Raw genomic sequence first — 21,920 nt, 5'->3', positions numbered from 1 at the left:
AACTCGCCCGTAGATCTTCGCTCGTACGCCGCAGAAAGCGCATACGGCCCGTCCGTCCTCCCGCGCCGCACGGCGGTCCTTCGCACGACTCCCCCGGCCGCACGGCCGAGGAACTCAAGAGCAGAACTCAAGAGAGGCAGCCGCATGCCGTCCACCGCCGGGCCCCGCTCGCACACGCCGGCCACTGAACTCGCCCCGAGCAGAAGGGGGTTCCTCCGCACCTCCCTGGGCGTCTCGGCCGGTGTGCTGGCCGCGCCCACCTTCGCCTCCTGGCTGGGCGCCGCCGACGCCAAGGCCGCTACGGCCCCACTCGCGTTCGTCGACGACTACAAGACCAACCTCCCGACGAACCTCACGCCCGAGACCAACGCGGTGGTCCGTGCGCTCGGCGGCTTCGCGCAGATATGGAAGACGGGCGGCGCCTGGAACACCGGCACACCTCTCCGGCCCGAGATCCTGCGCGCCAACATGCGCTACTGCGCCCGCATCACCGGCGCGCGCACGGACGCACAGGCGAAGGAGGCGTTCCTCTACGACCGCCAGCACCAGAGCTACGCGATGATCGCGGGCCTGGGGCCGCTGGCCGACCTGTACAAGGCGGGCGCCAAGGCCGTCACGTCGATCACCAGCGCCCCGGACGGCACACCGCCCGCCAAGATCGACGACGCGGTCCCCGCGGACGCCCCGGCCGGCTCGGCGCTCGGCGCCGGCTCGCACGACTCCACGCTCGGCAAGGTCGCCGAACTGGTCGACACACTGCGCGGCAACTGGGCCTCGGGCAACCCGTCCAAGTACGCCTACCAGTACCCGCGTCCCTGGCGCATGAACGAGGACAGCGAGGTCGTCGACACCGGGGCGAAGGACGCGCTCGGCTTCCCCGTGTACGACTCCGAGGTGGTCGTCGCACCCCAGCTGCTGCGCCAGCGCAACACCTCCCCGACCGACGACGGCGGCTTCCCCAGCGGCCACACCAACGCCTTCCACCTGGCGGGTCTGGCCTACGCGTACGCCGTACCGGAGCGTTTCCAGGAGCTGGTGACGCGGGCCTTCGAGCTCAGCCACACCCGGATCATGGCGGGCATGCACTCCACGGTCGACGTCATGGGCGGCCGCATCATGGCCACCGCCCTCGCCGCGGCCACGCTGGCCGACCCGGCGAACGCCGACCTCAAGGCCGCCGCCCGCGCCCAGGCCCTCGCCTACTTCCAGGCGAAGACCGGCACCACGGCGGACACCCTCTTCGCCTACGCCCACCCGGAGACCGGCGACGCCTACGCCGACCGCGACGCCAACGCCCGCCTGGTCACACCCAAGTTGACGTACGTCCTCACCCGGCACGGCCGCAGCGAGCCGCTGTCCGTGCCCAAGGGCGCCGAGGTGCTGCTGGAGACCCGGCTGCCCTACCTGGACGCCGACCAGCGGCGCGAGGTGCTGCGCTCGACCGCGCTGCCCTCGGGGTACGTCCTGCTGGACGGCTTCGAGCAGTGGGGCCGCCTCAACCTGTTCGCCGCGGCGGACGGCTACGGCTCCTTCGACACGGACGTCACCGTCACGCTCGACGCGTCGGCCGGCGGCTTCCAGGCTGCCGACAGCTGGCGCAACGACATCGACGGCTGCGGCGGCCTGACCAAGCGGGGCACCGGCACGCTCACCCTGACCGGCCACAACCGCTACACGGGCGGCACCGTCATGAAGGAGGGCGTCCTGGCCGCGGCCTCCGCGCACGCCCTCGGCCACGGCGGCGTCCGCGTCTCGGGCGGCACGCTGACGGTGGCGACGGCCAAGTCGGTCCAGATCCACGGCGGTTACGCCCAGGAGTCCGCCACGCTCGACGTCACCCTGCGCTCGGGCCGCGGTCCCGCGCTGGAGGTCACGCGGCGCGCGGTGCTCGGCGCGGGCAGCGTGCTGTCGCTGCACCTGGACGCCGAGAAGCCGCCGACCGCCGGCAGCGTGGTCCGCGTGCTGAGCGCGGCGGGACTGCGCGGCCGGTTCGACCGCGTGGAGCTGAACTCCGAGACGCTGCGGGCCGTACCCGTCTACACGGCGGAAGGTCTGTCGGTACGACTCCTGAAGCGGTGACGTCCCGCGGGGCGGGAGCTGATGCAGAGTAGGCGCATGAGGCGTCCTCGCATCGCTCCCGCTCCCGTGCGGCCCCGGTCATCGCGGGGCGGATGATGGCGCGCGAACTGCACACGGTCCTGGACCGGGAGCCCCTCCCCACCGTCCCCGCGCGCCCACCGCGACGGCGGCCCTGGCTCGTGCCGCTCCTGGTGTGCGTGCTGCTCGCCCAGATGGCCGTCGCGATGGTGACGACGGCGGTGCAGCAGACGCCGACCATCGACGAGCCCGTGTACGTGGCCACGGCCACCGACTATCTCCACGAGCACCGCGTCCGCTACAACCCCGAGCACCCGCCGTTGGGAAAGCTGGTCGTCGCGGCCGGCCTGGCGATCGCCGACCCGCACTACGATCCGTCCTTCGCCGGCGACCAGGGGCAGGTAGGGCGGCATCTGCTGTACGAGTCCGGCAACGATCCCTGGCGGGTGATGTTCTGGGCCCGGTTGCCGGTGATCGCGCTGACGCTGGCGTTCGGGCTGGTCGCGTTCGCGTTCGCGCGTGACCTCATGGGCCCGGCGGGCGGGGTGGTGGCGCTCGCCCTGTACGCCTTCTCCCCCGACCTCATCGCCCATGGCTCCCTCGCGACCCTCGACGTTCCGGCGGCCGGGTTCCTGCTGACGTCGGTGTGGCTGCTGTGGCGGGCCCGACGCCGCCCCCGGCTGTACGTGCCGCTCGCCGGGGTGGCGGCGGGGGCCGCGCTGGCCACGAAGATGAGCACGCTGGCGGCGGTTCCGGTGCTGCTGGCGCTCGCGGCGTGGTCGGTATGGCACGCGGACGCCGACGCCGACGCTGGGGAACGCAGCGCGGGGGGCGTGGCACCGGCTGCGGAGGGTGCGGCGGGGGGCGCGGGCGGCTCGGCGGCGGACGGGGAGGGTGCGGCGGCGGTGGCGGGTCGCGCGACGGGGGGCGCGGAGGGAGTGGCGGCGGTCGCGGGCGGCTCGGCGGCGGACGGGGACGGCATCACCGCGGGCGCGGGTGGCATCGCGCCGGGCGCAAGCGGCGTCGCGCCGATCGCGGATGGCAACAGGCAAGTCGCAGGCGGCATCGCACCGGCCGCCGATCGCAACACGCAAGTCGCAAGCGGCATCGCACCGGCCGCCGATGGCATCACCCCGCTCGCGGGTCGCATCGCGCCGGGCGTGCGGAGTCGGCACCGGACGCTGCTGCGGGCCTTGGGCGGCGCCGGCGTCGTCGTGCTGGGCGCCCTGGTCGTCGTATGGGCGTCGTATCTCGTGGTCGATCCGCGGCTGCGGTGGACGTCGCAGCAGCCGGTGCCGGCCGTGCACGGGCTGCGCGCGGTGCTCGTCGATCTGCTGCCGTTCCCGGAGGCCTACCGGGACGGGATGCGGGTGCAGTTCGGGTTCGAGGACTATCCCTGGCAGGGCTTCCTGTTCGGGCGGCTCTACACCGGGTCCCTCTGGTACTACCTGCCGGCCGCGCTGCTGGTGAAGACGCCCCTCGGCATGCTCGCCCTGTGGGCCGCCGGTGCCGTCGCGGTCGTGGCGGTACGGCGGTTGCGGCCCGCGGCGCCCTATCTGCTGGTGCCCACCGCCGTGCTGCTCGGCGCGGCCATGACCGGCTCACGGGACTTCGGCACCCGGTACGCGATCTTCGTGCCGATGTTCCTGGCGGTGGCGGCGGCCGGGGTGCTCGCGGTGCGGTGGCGGTGGGCGGCGGCGGTGGCCGGGGTGCTGGTGCTGTTCGTGGCGGGCAGTTCGCTGCGGACGTATCCCTTCTATCTGCCGTACTCCAACGAGGCGTTCGGGGGTCCGGACCAGACGCATCTGCGGCTGCACGACTCCAACGTGGACTGGGGCCAGGATCTGGGGCGGCTCGCCGACCGGCTGCGGGAGCGGTACCGGGGCGAGCGGATCTGGCTCGTGTACAAGGGCGCCGGAGTGCCGTCCTACTACGGCATCGAGGCGGCCGATCCGCGCAAGGTGCCGGCGGCCGAGGTGCGCGGACTGCTGGTCGTGTCGGACTCGGCGGCCGCGAAGGCCACGGGCCGGCTGGCCGAACTGATCGACAGCGCCCGTTCGATCGACCATATTGGTCATTCGATCACGGTCTATCGACGATGACGCCCGTCCCTCGTGAGCCACTTGAGCAAGCGTCCGCCGGGCTCCGGGGGCCGGTCCACAACCCCTGGTCACGGCGGTGCGTGAGCTATGTTGAGGCACTGTGGAAGACAAAGGAGACGCACCCGTGCCGTCGCTGCAACAGGCACGTGCGCAGGCATCCGCGATCACTTCGGGGAAGTCGGTTCCGGAAGCGGAGGCCGCACCGACTTCCCAGCTCAGGACTCTCTTCGACCGGCCGCGGCTGTCTCCGGGGCAGCGCCGGATCGCGCAGTATCTGATCGAGCACATCACCGAGGCGGCGTTCCTTTCGATCACCGATCTCGCGGAGCGCGTCGGCGTCAGCCAGCCCTCGGTGACACGGTTCGCGGCGGCGGTGGGGTTCAGCGGCTACCCGGCGCTGCGCGAGAAGTTGCAGTCGATCGCGCTGGGCACGCTGGCCGGCGGGCCCGCGGCGGCCGAGGAGAACCGCGGCAACGAACTCCAGGCCGCGGTCGACGCCGAGATCGAGAACCTGGAGAACCTGCGCCGCGACTTCGCCGACCCCGACCAGGTCATCCACATCGGCCGCGAGCTGTCGGCGTCGACACCGCTGACCGTCCTCGGGGTGCGCATCTCGGTGTCGCTGGCGGAGTACTTCGCCTACGCGGCCCGGCGCGTCCATCCCGACGTGCGGCTGGTGACGCTGGGCGGGAGCGTCGCCTACGACGCGCTGCTCCAGTCCCGTGAGGCGGGCGGCACCTGGGTGCTGGCGTTCTCGATGCCCCGGCACGCGCAGGAGACGCTCACGGCGGTGCGGGTCGCGCGCAGCGCGGGTCTGAAGGTCGCGCTCATCACCGACCTGGCGCTCGGGCCGGTCGCCGACGAGGCGGACGTCGTCTTCGCCACCGGCACCGGCTCCCGCCTGGTCTTCGACTCCTACGCCGCCCCCGGCGTGATGGCCGCCGCGCTGCTCCAGGCCATGACCGACGCCGACCCCGAGCGCACCCAGGCGCGGCTCGAGGAGTACGAGCAGATCTCCGAGCAGCACCAGTTCTTCCTGCGGGACTGACCCCGCACTCTCCGGCCCCTTCGGCCACTCCCGACGAACGAACTCACAAAGGGATCAACCGGCCCATATCACGCATGAATGTTTTCATACGTCTTGCAAAGAGGACGGCATATATAAATACTGCTCACGGATCGCGACCGGGCCGCTCCCGGGAGGCGTTCCGCACCCCCGTCCCCACAGCCGCCACACCCCGCATTTCCTGCCCGTAGAAAGCCGACCGTCCGCCCATGCGCACCCAGCACCGCCCTCCGCGTGGGCACCGTCTGCCGGCCCGGGCTCCAGCACGGACATCCGAAGCCCGCCGTCTCCTACCCGCGTCGGCGCCCCGGATGCCCGGTCGGGCATCGCCTGCGCGAGCGCCCGTGGCGGCGGCCCCGGTCATCCCCTAGGCCGGGGCCGCCCAAAAACCGTCGGACCACCCCACACGACGCCGCACACCCGGAAGCGATGACCATGACTGTGACGACGACGACACGCATCAGCCCGGACTGGCCCTGCCAGGTCAAGCCGCCCGGCAGCTACGACTGGGAGCGCTCGGCCGCCCGGTGGCTGCGCGAGCTGGTGCCGGCGCGCTACGCCAGCTACCCGGCGCTCATCCGCCACCCCGTCCTGCTCGCCCGGCATGCGCAGATCCAGGTCCAGCACGAGATCCGGGTCGCCCGCACCGCCCTGCAGACGGCCCGCGCCGACCTGCCGGGGCTCGGACTGCCCGAGTCGGTCATCGAGCACACGATCAAGCTGTACGCGGCAGAAGTGATGCAGCTCCAGCACATCGCGCGCAGCGTCCGCGCGGTCACCGGCGCCCTGATCGACCACAGCGCCGGGCGCTGACGCCGCACGTCGGCGAAAGCTCCCCGAGCCGGCGCTGTCGAGCGAAGACGGTCCCGGCAAGACCGCCGTCGTGGTGCGCTGCGTGTGCGATGCTCTTGGCGTGACGAGCGAGCCCGCCATCCCTCCGGATTCCGGTTCCACGCCCGACACGGTCGCATTGGCCAAGATCGTCGCCAGACAGCGTGCCGAGATGGACCGGTTGCGGGACCAGGCTGCGACCTCGGCGGTCGTGGAGCGGGCGAAGGGGGCCGTGATGGCCCTGACCGGCTGTTCCCCGGACGCCGCCGGGGAGGAGCTGGCCAAGCGGGCGAAGGCCGCCCACCGCACGCTGCTCGAGGAGTGCTGGCTCACCCTCGGCGAGCTGGTGCCGCCGCTGACCGTCGCGGTGCCCGCCCCCGGTCCCCGTTCCGCCCTGCCCGAGGTCCCGTTCGCCCTGCGCAGCACGGCCGACCTCGGCCGGCTCGGCAAGGCCCTGGTCCGCGTGGGCACTCCTCAGGACCTGGCCCGCTGCCTGCTGGAACACCTGTCGCCGGGCGCCGAGGCCGACGCGATCATGATCTTCGCGCAGCTGCCCGCCGGGGGCCTGGAACTGATCGGGCACGCCGGCATCGACGACAGGCTCGCCGCCCAGTGGCGCCGGGTGCCGCCGGTCAGCGGGATCGCCGCACTCGAAGCGCTCCGGAACCGGGAGCCCCTCTGGCTGGAGGACCTCGGCTCGGACAGCGGGCGGCACCTCCTGATCGGCGACCCTCCCGAGCGTTGGCGGTCCCGCGCCTGGGTGCCCGTGGTCGCGCGGGAGGCGGCCGAGATCTGCATCGGCTTCCTGCGCGCCCGGGGCGGGCCGTTCGCCGCGCACGAACGGGAGCACCTCCTGGCGGCCGCCCAGCTGTGCTCCGGCCGGCTGCGCGCCTTCGACGCCCGCACCGAGCCGACCGGCGCCAGCCCCGTGCAGGAGGTGTTCGACGCACTGCCCGGCGCCAGTCTGCTGCTCAGCCCGCTGCGTGCCACGTCCGGCGAGGTCGAGGACTACCGCATCGCCGCCGCGTCCGCGGAGGCGTTCGACGCACTCGGCCGCACCGGCCGCGAACTGATCGGCCTGCGGCTCCTGGAGTGCTTCCCCGACCTCGCGGGCGAACCCCTGTGGCACGGCTGCCTGCACACGCTGGCCACCGGCGAACCGTACGACGGCGAGCCCTTCGTCCAGCAGGCGATGGTCGCCGGGGTCGCCGAACTGTCCACCTACACGGTGCGGGTGGCGAAACTGGGCGACGCGCTCACCGTCACCTGGATCCGCCACGACTCCTCCGACCTCCAGGAGCAACGGCTCGCCGACGTCCAACGGCTCGGCAACCTCGGCTGGGCGAACTGGAACCTGCTCACCCACGAGGTGGGCTGGTCCTCCCAGGTCTACGCCGTCCTCGACCGCGATCCCGCCGACGGCCCGCTGCGGATCACCGCGCTGCCCGAACTCGCGCTGGCCGAGGACGTGCCCGCGCTGGCCCGCGCCGTCGGGGAACTCGTGCGCCGCGGCCGACCGCTCGCCATGCCCTTCCGGATCAGGGCCGCGGACGGCGTCCGGCACCTGCGGATCGTCGCCGAGGCGGTCACGGACGTGCACGGCAGCCCGGTCGAGGTGCACGGCTTCCTCCAGGACCTCACCGCGCAGCGCAGCGCCGAACTGGCCCTCGTCGAGAGCGAGCAGGCCATGCTCACGCAGCACGACGTCCTGCGCGCCGAGCGCACCCTCGCCGCCAGCCTCCAGCACGCGCTGCTCCCGTTGCCCACCCGCCCGCTGCGGTTGTCCGGGCTGCGCGTCGAAGTCGCCTATCTGCCCGCCCAGTCGGGGGTCCATGTCGGCGGAGACTGGTTCAGCGCCATCGAACTCCCCGACGGCGACGCCCTGTTCGTGGTCGGCGACGTCGCCGGGCACGGCCTCGACGCCGTCGCCACCATGGCCCAGCTCCGGTTCACCGCCAAGGGCATGGTCATCACCGGCTCCTCGCTGACCGGCGCGCTGGCCCGGCTCAACACCCTGCTGCTGCACTCCCGCGACTCGCACGGCACGGCCACCATGGTCCTGGCCCGCTACTCCCCCGCCGAGCACCGGCTGGTGTGGGCCCAGGCCGGGCATCCGCCGCCGTTGCTGCACCGCGGCGGCGAGGTCCGCTATCTGGAGCGGCCGGGCGGCATGCTGCTCGGGGCGAGTGCCTCACCGGCCTTCGAGGAGGCCGACATCCGGCTGGAACCGGGCGACCGGCTGCTGCTCTACACGGACGGGCTGGTGGAGCGGCCGTCGGAGGGCATCGACCGGGGACTGAAGCGGCTCTCGGAGGCGGTCCTGAGCCACCCGGCCGACGGGCCCGGCTCGCTGCGCCCCCTGCTGACGGACCTGCTCGAAGAGGAGCGGCGCGACGACGTGTGCGTGCTGGACATCCGGGTGCCGGAGTTCGAGATCTGACGTCCCGCGGCGACGGGGGTTCCGGTCAGGGCGCGTCGTCGTCGCGGTGTCGCCAGTACCAGATCGCGCCGATGACGAGGGCCAGCAAGAAGACGGTCGGCAGGACGAGGCCCGGGACGCGGGAGAGGGTCATCGGCGTGGCCTTCGGTGCAAGGTGCGCTGGACCCTCCATGATGACGTCCCTCGTCACGTCATCCGCGCTGCTTTTGCCGGGCGTTACCCGGCGTTCGAGAGGGGCCGCCGCGCAGTCAGCCGCCGCCGGTGCTCGTCCTGGATTCCAGGTCGCGGCGGGTGTCGTCGCCGTAGACGCCGGTCTCGTCGCCGCGGATGCCGTACCAGAGCTGGAACCGGGCGACGGCCTCGGTGAGGTCGGGGTCGTAGGTGCCGTTGGTGGAGCCGTTCTCGTAGACGTTCGGGATGCGCAGCAGGCGTCGTTGGAGGTCGGTCACCTCGGGGCCGCTGTCGCCTTCGCGCAGGGTGCCGGCGCCGTCCGGGTCGGGGTCGGTCGTGGCGGGCGCGGTCGGCGAGGACGGCGGGGCGGAGGGGGTGGAGGGCGTGGGGGACGGTGCGGGGGCGGCGCCGTCGGCCCGGCCCGGGAGCAGCAGGGCGCAGCCGAAGCCGACCAGGGCCGCGGCGCCGACGGCGACCACGATCGCGGCGCGGCGCAGTCCGGGACCGAAGCCGAAGCCGTCGCCGTGACCGACGGGGCGGCGGGTGCCGCGTGACCCGGCGTCGAAACGGCCGCGGACGGGCGGCAGTTCCTGAGTCGCGCCCTCCGCGGCGAAGTCCTCCGCGCCGAAGTCCTCCGCGCCGAAGTCCTCGTCGTCGGACAGTCGTCGCGGCATCACCACGGACTCGAAGCCGGTGACGCGCGGGGGCATGTCCTTCATGAGTTCGGCGAGGGCGTCGGTGCGGCGCGGGCGCAGCACGCGGATCGGTTCGAGGACCGGCCGGTCGTCCGGCTGCCCGGGCTCGGGCGATGTCGACACGTGGTTCTCCTTCCGTCCCCCGTGCTTCGCGTAGGGATACGGGTCAGACGACTCAGGAGTTCATCCGTTCCTCACCGTCCGCCGAAAAGAAACGATCGATACGATCGGTTCAGTAGACGCTATTGAGCGTTTGAGCGATAGCGTGCTAGAAACCGCCGTCATGACGACTCGTTGGTCACGTCGCGGCGTGCTCGCCGCAGCCGCAAGCACCGGTACCGCCGTCGCGCTCGGCGTCCCCGCCCAGGCGCACGCCGCTCCTCAGTCCGCCGTGCGGGCCGCGGAGGCGGACGAGTTCGCGACCCTGCGGGCGAAGTGGCGCACGCTGATCCTCGGCGAGGGCTTCAGCCCCACCGCCGAGCCCTTCAAGAGCCGGCTCACCGAACTGGGCGCCACCGCGGCCCAGTTGCGGTCCGCCATGGCGCCGGCGTCCGGCTCCCTGTGGCCGGACCTCGTGTACGCGGACCCGGAACCCGACACCGACCAGGAGTCGTACGGCTACTCGGGCAACCTCAACACCAGCTACAACCGGCTCAGTACGCTGGCCCAGGCCTACTGCCAACAAGGCACCGGCCTCACCGGCGACGCGACGCTCAGGACCGCGATCCTCACCGGGCTCGACCATCTGCACAGCGAGGTCTACCACGCCGGCCAGGCCCGCTACGGCAACTGGTACAGCTGGCAGATCGGCGCCCCGCAGTCGCTGCTGGACGTGTGTGTGCTGATGTACGACTCCCTGTCGGCGACGCAGATCGCGAACTACGTGGCCGCCGTCGACCACTTCGTGCCCGATGCGGCGGTCGCGAGCTACAGCGGCACCAGCACCGGCGCCAACCGCGTCGACCTGTGCCGGGTGCTGGCGCTGCGCGGGATCGTCGGCGCGAGTGCCGCGAAGGTCGCGCTGGCCCGGGACGCCCTCTCCCACGTCTTCCCGTACGTCACGAGCGGCGACGGCCTCTACCAGGACGGGTCGTTCGTCCAGCACACGACCGTGCCCTACACGGGCTCGTACGGCTCGGTGATGCTCGGCGGGCTCGGGATGCTGTTCGCGCTGCTCACCGGGTCGACCTGGCAGGTCACCGACGCGAACCGGCAGATCGTGTTCGACGCCGTGGAGAACGCGTGGGCGCCCTTCCTCTACAACGGGCTGGTGATGGACGGCGTCTCGGGCCGGGCGATCAGCCGGGGCGTCTCGGCCACCGACGCCAAGCAGATCCAGCAGAACGACCATCTGCGCGGTCATCCGATCCTCGCGTCGATCGTCCTGCTCGGGCAGAGCGCGAGCGCCACCGAGAACGCGCGCTGGCGCGGACTGGTGAAGGGCTGGATCCAACGCGACTACTACAGCCCGCCGATGAGCGACCCGTCGCTCGGGCTGACGGGCCTCGCCCGTCTCAAGGGCGTCGTCGACGACACGACGGTCACCGCGATCGCCGAGCCGACCGGCCACCGCCTGTTCACCGGCATGGCCCGGGCCACCCACCGCAGACCCGGCTGGGCGGCGTCGATCAGCATGGCCGACCGCAGGATCACGTACTACGAGACCGGCAACGGCGAGAACCTGCGCGGCTGGCACACCGGCTCCGGAATGCTCTACTGGTGGGGCGACACCTACGCCAACGGCCAGTACAGCGACGCCTTCTGGCCTACCGTCGACCCCTACCGCCTGCCCGGCACCACGGCCTCCCGCAAGGCACTCGCGGACGCGGCCGGCGGTGACTGGGGCGCGTCACTGCCGGACGTGAACTGGGTCGGCGGGGCCACGGACGGCCAGCGGGCCGCGATCGGCCAGTATCTCAAGGGACTTCAGTCCACGCTCATGGCGAAGAAGTCGTGGTTCTGCGTGGACGACTCGATCGTCTGCCTCGGCGCGGGCATCAAGTGCACCGACGGCACCGCGGTCGAGTCGACGATCGAGAACCGCAACCTCGGCCCGACCGGAAGCCATTCCCTCACCGTGGACGGCACCGCATACCCGGCCACCTACCCCTGGTCACAGACGTTCACCGGGGCCCGCTGGGCGCACATCGGCGGCATGGGCGGCTACGTCCTCCCCGGCGGCGCGACCTTCACCGCGCTCCGTGACGCACGTGACGGGAAGTGGAGCGACATCAACAAGGGCGGTTCCACCACGGTCCTCAACCGCAAGTACCTGACGCTGTACGTCGATCACGGCTCGAACCCCACGAACGGCGGATACGCGTACCTGCTCATGCCGGGCGCCACGGCCGCGCAGACCCAGGCGCGGGCCACCGCCACCGGCTGGCTGACCGTGCTCGCCAACACCGACGACCAACAGGGCGTGACCGTGCCCTCGTCGGGGTTCACGGGCGTCAACTTCTGGTTCGGCGGCACGGTCGGCGACCTCGTCGCGAGCGACCCCTGCTCCGTGATGATCAGCGAGAAGAGCGACGGTACGGCGGTGCTCTGCGTCAGCGACCCGATGCGGATGCGCACGAGCCTCACGCTCACCTGGAACCGGGCGGTCTCCGCCGTGCTGTCGAAGCCGTCCACCGTCACCTCTGCGACGACGGGCTCCTCGCTCCGGCTGGCGTTCGGCGACCTCAGCGGCACGACCGGGGCCACCCAGAAGATCACCGTCAGGCTGGGGTGACCTTCAGGAACCGGCGCAGGGACGTCTTCATCGCGGTGACGAAGGCGTCCCTCGTCCCCTCTCCCAGCGCCTCCAGCGACAGATAGGGGTTCAGGTCCTCCAACTCCACCAGCAGCAGCTCCCCGCCCGGTGCGCGGCAGGCGTCGACGCGCTGGATGCCGTGGTCGAGGGTGTTCCAGTCGACGAACCGGCGCGCGAACTCCAGGTCCTCCGCGGTGGGGTCGTACGGCTCCAGCTGCCAGCGCCGGTCGGGGTGCGGGGCGTGGAGGGCGTACTGGAAGTCGTGGTCGACGAAATAGAAGGACACCTCGTAGGCGAAGTCGACGCAGGGCTGGACCAGGACGTCCCCGGTCGCGAGGACGCGGGCCTCGTCGGCCGGGACGATCCTCAGGCCCATGGAGTCGGCGCCGAGCTTCGGCTTGACGACGTACCGGTCCGTGTCCGGCAGCCGGTGCAGGTCCTCGGCGCGGTCGACGGTGGGGATGACCGGGAAGCCCGCCGCGTGGAGGTCGAGCAGGTACTGCTTGCCCGCCATGTCGGCCCTGCCGGAGAGCGGGTTGTAGACGCGCGCCCCGGTCGCCAGCGCGTGCTCGCGGAAGGCGTCGTAGGACTCCTGGTACGTGAGCACGGGGCCGCTGTTGCGTACGACGACCGCGTCGAAGGCGTCCATCAGTGCCACGGCGTCCCGCGGGTCGCACAGGGCGAGGTCGAAGTCCGCGCGCAGCCGTGCGGTCAGGTAGATGTCCTCGTCGCAGTACCGCCGCCCGCGCGCCTCGTAGGCGAGGTCGGTGACGTACAGGATGCGCGGCATGCGGGCTTCTCCTCGGTTTGTCTCCTCGACGGCGGGAGCCGATCGTATGCGGCGGGCGCCTGTCGAACAAAATGTCGGATCGCCAGGTCACAGACCTGCCGTCCACAGCTCGTGCCGGCCGATCCCCTTGAGGTCGGCGAGCACGGTGCGGCGGGGCGCGGGAGTGACGGAGGCGTACGACGGGACGGCGAGGACCCTGCACCCCGCCGCCTCGGCGGCGGTGACGCCGGTGGGCGAGTCCTCGACGGCGAGGCAGGCTGCCGGGTCGACGCCGAGACCGCGGGCGGCGGCGAGGTAGGGGTCCGCGGCCGGCTTGGTGCGGGGCGTCTCGCCCTCGGCGACGGTCGTACGGAACCGGTCGGGGCCGAGGATGCCGAGGACGGCGTCCACGACGGGCCGCGAGGAGGCGGAGACCAGCGCCGCCGGAATGCCCAACTCCTGGAGAAGGTCGAGCAGTTCGAGCGCACCCGGCAGCGGGGTCGCCTCCTCGCGGACGGCTGCCAGGAAGCGTGCCTCCAGGTCGGCGGCGAGCTGCTGCGGGGCGTCGCCGGTGAGGGCGTGGAGGTGGGCGGCCGTGTCGGAGACCGAGCGGCCCAGGACGTGGGCCGCATCGGCCCCGGGAACCGTCTCATGGACCGTACGCAGCCACAGCGACTCGGTGTCGACCAGAGTGCCGTCCATGTCGAGGAGCACGGCGTGCGGGGCGGCGGCGAAGGGGCGGCCGTCCAGGGTCCAGTGCCGGTCGGGGTGGCGGCCGAGGGCCGCGAACACCTGGGCGCCGACGTCCACATGGCGGAGCGCGGGCGGTGCGGCGCCGATCCCCGGACCGGCCGCGGCCAGCCACGCCGTGCGCTCCTCCGGCGTACGCCCGCCATGGCCGCCCGCGTCGACATGGCCGTGGTCGGTGACGACGAGGACGGTCCAGTGTTCGTCGGCGTACGAAGGGCGGGACCGGATCGCGGCGAGCAGCCGGCCGAGGCGGCGGTCGGCCTGTCGTACGGCCGCCTCGTAGGCCTCTCCGCAGCCGAGGAAGTGGGCCGTCTCGTCGGGCGCGCCGAGGTAGACGAACGAGGCGTCCACCTCGTCGACGGCGAGGACGGCCGCGGCCGCGTCGGTGATCTGTTCGTCGCAGCGTTCCCAGGACTTGGGGGTGTCCGCGACGGGCTCGATGAACACGCTCCGGGACGGGGCGCGGAACAGGGGCCCGCCGTCGCGGACCTGCATCAGCGGGCGCCAGCCCGCGGCGACGAACGTACGGCGGCCGTCCTGTTCGGCGAGCCGGGTCGCGAAGTCGGGGAAGACGTCGAGGCGGTGTCCGGTGAAGTCGTTGCTCCACACGCCGTGTTTGGCCGCGGTGACGCCGGTGACGATCGTCGCCCAGCACGGTCCGGACATGGTGGGGGTGTCCGCGTCCACCTCGACCGGGGTGAGGAAGCCGTCGGCGGCCAAGGCGGCGAGGTGCGGGGTGGGCAGGCGGCGCAGTACGTCGAGACGTACGCCGTCGATGCCGACGACGAGGACACGACTCTGCATGGAACGTCCTTCCGGGTAAGGGGGGTTGGCGTGTCAGGCCGAGCGGGAGAGTTCCTCCGGGCCGACCTCGTACGCGAACGGCAGGCCCTGCGCGTAGCGGACGACCTCGTCGACGGCCCAGTCCGTCATCCGGTGCAGTTCGTTGCCGAGGGAGCCCGCGATGTGCGGGGTGAGCAGGACGTTGGGCAGCGCGTACAGGGGCGAGTCGGCGGGCGGCACATCCGGTTCCGTGACGTCGAGGACGGCGTGGACACGGCCGGTGACCAGGTGGGCGGTGAGGGCGGCGGTGTCGACGAGCGAGCCGCGCGCGGTGTTGACGAGGGTGGCGCCGTCCTTCAGCAGGGCGATGCGGCGGGCGTCGAACATGTGCCGGGTCTCGGGGAGTTGGGGCGCGTGGACGGAGACCACGTCGCTGCGCCGGACGAGTTCGTCGAGCGGCAGCGGCGTCACCCCGAGCCCGCGGGCCTCGGCGGCGTCGACGTACGGGTCGTGCAGCAGGACGTCGACGTCGTGCGGGCGCAGCAGGTCGATGACACGGCGGCCGATGCGGGAGGCGCCGACGATGCCCACGGTGCGCCGGTAGTTGCCGTGGCCGCTGTAGTACGGGAGCAGGTCGGGTCGGGCGCGGGTGGTGGCGTAGAGCTGGGCGATGTCGAGGACGCGCTTGCCCGCGAACAGGATGGCGGCCAGGGTGAATTCGGCGACGGGCAGGGCGTTGGCGGCCGCCGCGGAGGAGACCCTGATGCCGTGCCGCCAGACGGCTTCGGTGACATGGTGTTTGACGGAGCCCGCCGCGTGGACGACCGCCCGCAGCCGGGGCAGTCGGCGCAGCGCCTCCTCGGTGAGCTCGGGTGCGCCCCAGTGGGTGAAGAGGAGTTCGGTGCGGGCGAGTTGGTCCGTGTCGTCCAGCACGGTGACCGCGGTGGTCGTGTCGACGCGGGCCACGGAAGACAGTCGGTCCAGGGCGCCTTCGGTGAGCAGGCGGTGGTGGATGTCGGCGCCCATGGCGAGCAGCGTCTGCGGTCGGGGCGCGGTCGGCAGGGGGCTGGTGCTGTTCAGGGGGGTGCCTTCCGGTACGGGCGACGTGGGGGGCGTCGGGCGTGCGGGGACCGTCACGTGAGTCACGCGAGTCACTTGACCGCACCGGCCGTCAGGCCGGAGCGCCAGAAGCGCTGGAGGCACACGAACGCGACGATCAGCGGGACGACGGCGACGAGGGAGCCCGTGATGACGAGCGAGTAGTACTCGGGCTGCTGCTGGGTGACGCTGTTCCACATGAACAGGCCCAGGTTGACCGGGTAGAGCGAGTCGTCGTTGAGCATGACGAGGGCGCCGAAGAAATTGTTCCAGCTGGCGGTGAACGAGAACAGGAAGATCGTCATGAAGCCGGGCGCCAGCATGGGCAGCGAGATCCGGGCGAACAGCCGCAGTTCACCGGCGCCGTCGACGCGGGCCGCCTCCAGGACCTCGTTCGGCACATAGCCTTCCGAGAAGACCCGGGCCAGATAGACGCCGAAGGGGTTGACCAGGGCCGGCAGCAGCAGCGCCCAGTAGGTGTTGACGATGCCCGCCTTGCTGGCGAGCAGGTACATCGGCAGCTGGATCACGGTGGTGGGGACGAGGACACCGCCGAGCACCACGCCGAACAGCTTCTCCTTGCCCCGGAACGCGTACTTGTCGAAGGCGTAGCCCGTGGCCACGCACAGGAGGGTGGAGGCGGCGGAGCCGACGACGGAGTACAGGACGCTGTTGCCGAACCAGCGCAGATAGATGCTGTCGTTGAAGGTCAGGACCCGCTGGAGGTTCGCGAAGAGGTTGAAGTCGCCGAAGCTGAAGCCCGAGGTGGCGAACAGGTCGCGGTGGTTCTTGGTGGCGGCGAACAGCAGCCAGCTGACCGGCATGAGCGTGTAGAAGGCGGCGACGAGGAGGATGCCGTTGACGACGCCCGGGGAGAGAAGGAGGTGCGCGGAGGTGCGGCGCCGGCTCTCGGCCGGCCCAGGGCGCGCGGCGGTGTCGCTCTGGGATGTGGGTGTGGTGCCGTGGGTGAGGGTGCTCATGACGTGGCCGCCTTCCACCGGTTGCCGAGCCGGGTGACGAGATAGGAGAGGGCGATGCCGAGCGCGGCGAGCAGCAGGGACGCGGCGGCGGCGAGTCCGTAGTCGTGCCGCACGAACCCGGCCTTCCAGATGAAGAGCGTGGGCGACCACTCGGTGTCGATGGCGGGCGCGCCCCGCTGGTTGAGGAGTTTCGGCTCGGTGAAGATCTGGATCGCGCCGACGCAGGTGAACAGAACGGTCATGACGACCGCGGAGGCGATCATCGGGACCTTGATGCGCAGGGCGGTGCGCAGGGCTCCGGCGCCGTCCACGACGGCCGCTTCGATCACTTCGCGCGGCACGGCCTGCAACGCCGCGTAGAAGATGACCATGTTGTAGCCGGTCCACTGCCAGGCGCACAGGTTGACCATCGAGGCGAGCACATGATCGTCGCGGTAGAAGTCCCAGGACCCGCCGAGCGCGCCGATCCAGTCGAGCACGGGGCTGAGGCCGGGTGTGTAGAGGTAGATCCAGATGATCGAGGCGATCAGTCCGGGGATCGCGTGCGGCAGGAACAGGGCGAGCTGGAAGAACCGCTTGGCGCGGGCCAGGGCCGAGTCGACGAGGAGCGCCAGGGCGAGCGAACCGCCGATCATCACCGGGATGTAGAGGGCGCAGTAGAGGGCGATGTGGGCGAAGGACGACCGGAAGCCGTCGTCGGACAAAGCGTCGGTGTAGTTGTCGAGGCCGGAGAAGACGCGTTGGGCGCCGCCGAAGCCGAGGCCGGAGGACTGTTCCTGGAACAGGCTCATCCAGAGCGCGTAGCCGATCGGCGCCACCATGACCACGGTGAACAGGACGAAGAACGGGACGATGAAGAGCGCGGCGGTACGACGCTGACTGCGGCGGAGCCGTGCGGCGCCCGGGGCGGGGGCTTGGGCTGGGGCTTTGGCCGGCGCTTTGGCAAGGGCCTTGACCGGCGCTTTGGCAGGGGCCTTGGCCGGGGGCCGGCGCCGCATGGCCTGCCGGCTCGCGGGGCGGGCGGAGGGGAGTGCCACGGGGGCTCCTTGACGGGCGGGGGTGGTGGAGTGGGCCGGGTGGGCCAGGCGGGCCAGGCGGGCCAGGCGGGCCAGGCGGGCCAGGTGGGCCAGGTGGGCCGGGGGTGGGTGTCGCTGGCCCGCGCTTGCGGGGTGCCGCCGCGCCCACCCGTGTCGGTGCTCGGGTGGGTGCCGGACCGGTGGCGGCGGTGCGTGGAGATGCAGTGGCGCTCCTCGCTACTTCGCGAGTTTGAGGCCCCGGTCCTCGATGCCCGACTCCGCCTTCTGCTGGCCCGCGTTCACGCCCGCCACGAAGCCCGACTTGGCGGCGGTGTCCTGGACCGCGGTGTAGACGTCCATCTGGTCGGGGCCCCACGTCCAGCCGGGGACGATGGTGTCGACCTGCTGGGAGGCGAGGGCGTAGACGTCCTGCCCGTTGAGGTACGCGGTGTCGAACTTGGCCGCGGCCACCGCACGCATCTCCGGGTTGGCCGGCAGTGCGCTGCTGGGTGACTCCAGGTCGGCGAGGCGGGCCTCGACGCCGGCCTTGTTCGTGGTGAGCCAGGTGATGAACTCGGTCGCCGCCTCGGCGTGGTCGCTGCCCTTGAGGACGCCGTAGGAGGTGCCGCCGTAGTTGCCGCTCGCCGCGGTGCCCCAGTTGGGCAGGGGGCCACCGCCCACTTGCCGGCGAGGTCGGGCATGGAGGTCTTCATGCCGCCCGCGGACCAGGACGCGCCGAGGAAGGAGAGTGTCTTGCCGGAGGTGCGCGCCTTGGTCTCCTCGGGGCTCCAGCCGGCGTAGGACTGCACGAGGTCGTCGTTGACGAGGCCGTCCCAGTAGGCGGCGACCTTCTGGGTGGCGGCGTCGTTCACGCCGGGCTTCCAGGCGTCGCCCTCGGTCGCGAACCACTTGCCGCCGGCCTGCCAGGACAGCGCGGCCAGCAGCGCCGGGTCGCTCTTCGGCATGGAGGCGAGGCGGACGTTCTTGTCCTGCTCCTTGACCTTCTCCGCGGCGGCCTTGAACTCGTCCCAGGTCTTGGGGACTTCGATGCCGTACTTCTTGAACAGGTCGGTGCGGTAGTAGTACAGCTGCGGGGCGACGTCGTAGGGCACGGTCCAGGTCCTGCCGCCGAAGGTCACCAGGCTCTGAACGGACTCCGGGAACTTCGACTTGACCGTTTCGCCGGCGTACTTGGTCAGATCGATCAGGTTTCCCTGGCTCGCGAACTCGGGGACCATCTGGTACTCGATCGTGGCCACGTCGGGCGCGTTACCCGCCTTCACGGCGTTGGCGAGCTTGCTGTAGCCCTCGGTGCCGCTCGGTATCTCGGCGAGCTTCACCTGGATGTCCTGGTGCGTTCTGTTGAACGCCTCGACGGTCGACTTGGCGCCGAGTGTCCAGGTCCAGTAGGTCAGGGTGACCGGCTTGCCGTCGGACGCGGCGCCCGACGAGTCGTCGCCGCCGCAGGCGGTGCCGGTGGCCAGCAGGCCCAGCACCGCGATCGCGGCGAGAGATGCGGTACGGAACGAACGTGAAGTGCGCGTCATTGCACGTCTCCTACGAGACCTCGAACGGGAAGAGGCGGTCGCAGGACATCTTTTGTGCGCGGACGATCAGAGTCAAGAGCGTTCGCGCAATACAATCAAAACGATCGAACATCGCTCAGTAGGCGATCACTTCACTTCAGGACGCTCAGTTCGCGGGGCGGCGGCCTCCGCAGGACGCACGGATCTTCAACTCCGGGAGGAGATCGAGGTGTTGACGCGGCGCCGGGTCCGCCGCCCCGCCCGACCGCTCCGCGAGCCGCTGGAGGAGCAGCTTGGCGGCGAGCTCCCCGACCGCCCGCTTGGGCGGCGCGACGGCGGTGAGGGGCACGTCGGCGAGGCCGGCCACCTCGTCCTCGTAGACGATCAGCGCGAGGTCGTCGGGCACCCGGATACCGCAGGCCTGGAGGCGCGGCACCAGCACGATGGCGTCGGCGTCGCTGTGCACGAGGGCCGCGGTGACACCGCGCTTCTTCACCGCCTCGACCAGGTAGTCGACGCTCGCCTCGTAGTCGCCGTGCTCCCGCACGGTCGGCGCGCCCGTCGCGACGTCGAGGCCCAGGGACTGCACGGCGGCCTGATAACCCGCGGTGATCTGCGCGGCGTGCGGCCCCTCCTGCAACACGGCGGTGATCTTGCGGTGGCCGAGCGCGGCGAAGTGGCTCACCGCCACGGCCGCCCCGTGGGCGCGGTCGGTGCGGACCCGGTCGAGCGCCGCCGCGGGGTTGGTGGGCGGGGCCAGGCGTTCCACCAGGACGGCGGGCACGCCGTGCTCCAGCAGCCACTTCTCCTGGCCGTCCACGGGGACACCGTCGAACCAGCTCGGCGCGACGATCAGCCCCTCCGCCCCGCCCGCGACCAGGTGTTCGGCCTGTACCGCGTCCTCGGCCTCCACATATCCGGTCACGCCCAGGACGAGCCGGGCGCCCTGGGCGGCGGCCGCCTCCCGCGCGCCGTGCACGATGTCCGCGAAGAGGTTCTGGGTGTTCGGCACGATCATCCCGATCACCGCGCCCTGGGCCCGCTCCGGCCGCACCGGGGTCTCGGCCGCGCTCTCCCCCGGCCACACCACCGCGCCGTGCAGCCGCTGCACCCGCCCCTGCGCGGCCAGTGCCTCCACGTCGCGGCGCAGGGTGACCGCGGACACCCCCAGCTCGGCGGCGAGTTCGGCGACCCGGAGGCTGCCACGCTGCCGGACGAGTTCGAGCACTCGCTCATGACGCTGGTCGACATGCAGTCGCATGGAATCCCCCTGGTGCGAGGCCTGGACGAACGTTCTCGGGGCCGACGCGGAGCGTGATCCCGGGCCGCTCACTCTACGCCCACAAGCGTATCGATCACTTCCGATCAATACGATCGCCACACGTCGTCGACACACTCGGAGTGCACTCAGTCCCCCAGTCGAAGCGCACTGAGTGCCATACAGGACGTACCGGTGCTACGTTCCCGTCCATGAGCTCCAGCAGCGCGGCGCCCCGGCGCGGTGAGAAGACGGAAACGGCGGCCGCCAAGCCGCCCATGCGTGACGCCCTGGTCGCGGCGGCGTTCCAGCTGTTCCTGGAGCGGGGGTACGAGCAGACCACGGTCGACGACATCGTGGCGCTGGCCGGCGTGGGTCGGCGGTCGTTCTTCCGCTACTTCCCCTCCAAGGAGGACGTGGTCTTCCCCGACCACGAGCGCTGCCTGGCCGACGTCACCGAGTTCCTCGCGGCCGGCGACGACGCGGACGACCCGGTGCTGCGGGTCTGCGAGGCGGTCCGGCTGGTGCTGCGGATGTACACCGAGAACCCGACCTTCTCGGTGCAGCGCTACCGGCTCACCAAGAAGGTCCCCGGCCTGCGCGCGTACGAGCTGTCCGTGGTGTGGCGCTATGAGCGGGCGTTCGCCGAGTACCTGCGCCGTCGCCTCGCCGGGCGGCGCGACGGGTCGCTCCGGGCCGACGTGATCGCGGCGGCCGTCGCCGCCGCGCACAACAACGCGCTGCGCTCGTGGCTGCGCTCGGACGGCAAGGGCGACGTGGGCACGGAGATGGACCACGCGCTCGGCTACGTCCAGTCGGCCTTCGGCCCGTCGCCCGCCCCCACCGACCCCGGACGGTCCGACGGCTCCGAGGACGTCGTGGTCCTCGTCTCCCGCCGCGGGGCGCCGCTGTGGCGGGTCGTCCAGGAGATCGAGGCCACGCTGGGCCGCGATCCGGAGCAGGGCTGACCCGGCCGTCGACCGGCCTCCGAAATTCTGGGGTACCGAGTACCTTTACGGATGACACTGAGTGCCATACGCTGCGGATGTGCACGGTCGCACGGAGCGCCGCGCACGTCCGTGCCCGGGTGACCCGCGCACGTGGGATTCCGGTCGAGCGCAGGGAGTTGACCAGCGTGTACCACTACTCAGGAAGCGTTGCTCATCAGTCATCCGGTTCCGCGGCGGCCGTCCTCGAGCCCACGGCCCCCGACCAGAACGCCATCGTCTTCCAGCGCTGCAACTGGTGCGGCACCGCGATGTACCACCGGCTGCTGTGTCCGGTCTGCCAGGGCAGCGACCTGCGGACGGAGCGCAGCGAAGGTGTCGGGACGGTCCGGCACTCCACCGTGGTGCACCGCAACACCCCCGGCGCGCGCAATGTGTCGATGATCGAGATGGCCGAGGGCTTCGTCGTCCGCGGCCGGGTCATGGGCCCGCCCATCGGCATCCACAGCGGCGACCGGGTGCGGCTGTCCACGGCCAAGGACCCTGTCCGCGGCGAGCCCGTCTTCCAACTGCTCGACGAGCCCTACCGCGCCTGGACCTGACGGCCGGAATGAGCGCGTAAGGAACCTGACGGAC

Annotated in this window: 17 protein-coding genes and 1 pseudogene; 8 read left to right on the top strand and 10 right to left on the bottom strand. The window is 71.8% G+C overall.

Annotated elements, in window-relative coordinates; all coding sequences use genetic code 11:
• The first annotated feature begins 144 nt into the window (after positions 1–144).
• The 5 genes from EJC51_RS41985 to EJC51_RS41960 all read left to right on the top strand — a co-directional run bounded on the left by EJC51_RS41985 (position 145) and on the right by EJC51_RS41960 (position 8,536).
• Positions 145–2,079: a phosphatase PAP2 family protein gene (locus EJC51_RS41985; protein WP_126275895.1), complete on the top strand. Its 1,935-nt coding sequence runs from the start codon at positions 145–147 to the stop codon at positions 2,077–2,079.
• Between the two features lie 92 nt (positions 2,080–2,171).
• Positions 2,172–4,199 (top strand): phospholipid carrier-dependent glycosyltransferase, encoded by a 2,028-nt coding sequence (locus EJC51_RS48955; protein WP_425276825.1) that lies wholly within the window; start codon positions 2,172–2,174, stop codon positions 4,197–4,199.
• 124 nt (positions 4,200–4,323) lie between these two features.
• A complete protein-coding gene (locus EJC51_RS41970; protein ID WP_165951088.1) occupies positions 4,324–5,247 on the top strand; it encodes a MurR/RpiR family transcriptional regulator in 924 nt (307 codons plus the stop codon).
• Positions 5,248–5,694: 447 nt separating this feature from the next.
• Entirely contained in the window at positions 5,695–6,078 is a 384-nt protein-coding gene (locus EJC51_RS41965) for a hypothetical protein (RefSeq protein ID WP_126275893.1), read from the top strand.
• A gap of 100 nt (positions 6,079–6,178) precedes the next feature.
• Positions 6,179–8,536, top strand: coding sequence for a SpoIIE family protein phosphatase (locus tag EJC51_RS41960; RefSeq protein WP_425276824.1), 2,358 nt, complete (start codon positions 6,179–6,181; stop codon positions 8,534–8,536).
• A gap of 25 nt (positions 8,537–8,561) precedes the next feature.
• On the opposite strand, the gene EJC51_RS48015 is transcribed toward EJC51_RS41960, so the two are convergent.
• Both EJC51_RS48015 and EJC51_RS41955 read right to left on the bottom strand, forming a co-directional pair.
• Positions 8,562–8,708, bottom strand: a complete 147-nt coding sequence (locus EJC51_RS48015) for a hypothetical protein (RefSeq protein WP_166682781.1) — start codon at positions 8,706–8,708, stop codon at positions 8,562–8,564.
• Between the two features lie 76 nt (positions 8,709–8,784).
• Positions 8,785–9,525 carry a peptidoglycan-binding domain-containing protein gene (locus EJC51_RS41955; RefSeq protein ID WP_126275892.1) on the bottom strand — a complete coding sequence of 247 codons (741 nt, stop codon included), beginning with the start codon at positions 9,523–9,525 and terminating at the stop codon, positions 8,785–8,787.
• A 160-nt stretch (positions 9,526–9,685) separates the two neighbouring features.
• Between EJC51_RS41955 and EJC51_RS41950 the strand changes: the two genes are divergently transcribed.
• Positions 9,686–12,136 carry a polysaccharide lyase 8 family protein gene (locus tag EJC51_RS41950; RefSeq protein WP_126275891.1) on the top strand — a complete coding sequence of 817 codons (2,451 nt, stop codon included), beginning with the start codon at positions 9,686–9,688 and terminating at the stop codon, positions 12,134–12,136.
• Here the strand turns inward: EJC51_RS41950 and EJC51_RS41945 are convergent.
• The 8 genes and pseudogenes from EJC51_RS41945 to EJC51_RS41910 form a co-directional block, all read right to left on the bottom strand.
• Positions 12,123–12,947, bottom strand: coding sequence for an ATP-grasp domain-containing protein (locus EJC51_RS41945; RefSeq protein ID WP_126275890.1), 825 nt, complete (start codon positions 12,945–12,947; stop codon positions 12,123–12,125). The two genes, EJC51_RS41950 and EJC51_RS41945, sit on opposite strands and share 14 nt — an antisense overlap.
• 87 nt (positions 12,948–13,034) lie before the next feature.
• Entirely contained in the window at positions 13,035–14,480 is a 1,446-nt protein-coding gene (locus EJC51_RS41940) for an HAD-IA family hydrolase (protein ID WP_126275889.1), read from the bottom strand.
• A gap of 33 nt (positions 14,481–14,513) precedes the next feature.
• Entirely contained in the window at positions 14,514–15,485 is a 972-nt protein-coding gene (locus EJC51_RS41935) for a hydroxyacid dehydrogenase (protein WP_166683043.1), read from the bottom strand.
• A gap of 125 nt (positions 15,486–15,610) precedes the next feature.
• The gene (locus EJC51_RS41930) at positions 15,611–16,537 is read right to left on the bottom strand and encodes a carbohydrate ABC transporter permease (protein WP_126275888.1); all 927 of its coding nucleotides are present in this window, start codon (positions 16,535–16,537) and stop codon (positions 15,611–15,613) included.
• Positions 16,534–17,574 carry a carbohydrate ABC transporter permease gene (locus tag EJC51_RS41925; protein ID WP_244363088.1) on the bottom strand — a complete coding sequence of 347 codons (1,041 nt, stop codon included), beginning with the start codon at positions 17,572–17,574 and terminating at the stop codon, positions 16,534–16,536. Before EJC51_RS41925 ends, EJC51_RS41930 begins: the two co-directional genes overlap by 4 nt.
• Before the next feature lie 216 nt (positions 17,575–17,790).
• Entirely contained in the window at positions 17,791–18,234 is a 444-nt protein-coding gene (locus EJC51_RS49445; RefSeq protein WP_341870738.1) for an extracellular solute-binding protein, read from the bottom strand.
• Between the two features lie 65 nt (positions 18,235–18,299).
• Positions 18,300–19,100 (bottom strand): annotated as a pseudogene (locus EJC51_RS49440) (ABC transporter substrate-binding protein); the annotation flags it as partial.
• A 145-nt stretch (positions 19,101–19,245) separates the two neighbouring features.
• A complete protein-coding gene (locus tag EJC51_RS41910) occupies positions 19,246–20,340 on the bottom strand; it encodes a LacI family DNA-binding transcriptional regulator (RefSeq protein WP_126275886.1) in 1,095 nt (364 codons plus the stop codon).
• Between the two features lie 209 nt (positions 20,341–20,549).
• On the opposite strand from EJC51_RS41910, the gene EJC51_RS41905 reads away from it, so the two are divergent.
• Both EJC51_RS41905 and EJC51_RS41900 read left to right on the top strand, forming a co-directional pair.
• Positions 20,550–21,305, top strand: coding sequence for a TetR family transcriptional regulator (locus EJC51_RS41905; protein WP_126275885.1), 756 nt, complete (start codon positions 20,550–20,552; stop codon positions 21,303–21,305).
• Positions 21,306–21,472: 167 nt separating this feature from the next.
• Positions 21,473–21,886 carry a Zn-ribbon domain-containing OB-fold protein gene (locus EJC51_RS41900; protein ID WP_126277338.1) on the top strand — a complete coding sequence of 138 codons (414 nt, stop codon included), beginning with the start codon at positions 21,473–21,475 and terminating at the stop codon, positions 21,884–21,886.
• Positions 21,887–21,920: the final 34 nt, after the last annotated feature.

The organism is Streptomyces aquilus (assembly GCF_003955715.1).
GTDB classification, from domain to species: domain Bacteria; phylum Actinomycetota; class Actinomycetes; order Streptomycetales; family Streptomycetaceae; genus Streptomyces; species Streptomyces aquilus.
The sequence above is the reverse complement of the archived record's forward strand: the minus strand, read 5'-3'. Positions and strand labels throughout refer to the sequence as shown.

Excerpts from the sequence above, each read along its gene's own strand:
- EJC51_RS41985 (WP_126275895.1), top strand. The coding sequence starts at position 145 with ATGCCGTCCACCGCCGGGCCCCGCTCGCACACGCCGGCCACTGAACTC.
- EJC51_RS48955 (WP_425276825.1), top strand. The coding sequence starts at position 2,172 with ATGATGGCGCGCGAACTGCACACGGTCCTGGACCGGGAGCCCCTCCCC.
- EJC51_RS41965 (WP_126275893.1), top strand. The coding sequence starts at position 5,695 with ATGACCATGACTGTGACGACGACGACACGCATCAGCCCGGACTGGCCC.
- EJC51_RS48015 (WP_166682781.1), bottom strand. The coding sequence starts at position 8,708 with ATGGAGGGTCCAGCGCACCTTGCACCGAAGGCCACGCCGATGACCCTC.
- EJC51_RS41950 (WP_126275891.1), top strand. The coding sequence starts at position 9,686 with ATGACGACTCGTTGGTCACGTCGCGGCGTGCTCGCCGCAGCCGCAAGC.
- EJC51_RS41945 (WP_126275890.1), bottom strand. The coding sequence starts at position 12,947 with ATGCCGCGCATCCTGTACGTCACCGACCTCGCCTACGAGGCGCGCGGG.
- EJC51_RS41940 (WP_126275889.1), bottom strand. The coding sequence starts at position 14,480 with ATGCAGAGTCGTGTCCTCGTCGTCGGCATCGACGGCGTACGTCTCGAC.
- EJC51_RS41935 (WP_166683043.1), bottom strand. The coding sequence starts at position 15,485 with ATGGGCGCCGACATCCACCACCGCCTGCTCACCGAAGGCGCCCTGGAC.
- EJC51_RS41930 (WP_126275888.1), bottom strand. The coding sequence starts at position 16,537 with ATGAGCACCCTCACCCACGGCACCACACCCACATCCCAGAGCGACACC.
- EJC51_RS41910 (WP_126275886.1), bottom strand. The coding sequence starts at position 20,340 with ATGCGACTGCATGTCGACCAGCGTCATGAGCGAGTGCTCGAACTCGTC.
- EJC51_RS41905 (WP_126275885.1), top strand. The coding sequence starts at position 20,550 with ATGAGCTCCAGCAGCGCGGCGCCCCGGCGCGGTGAGAAGACGGAAACG.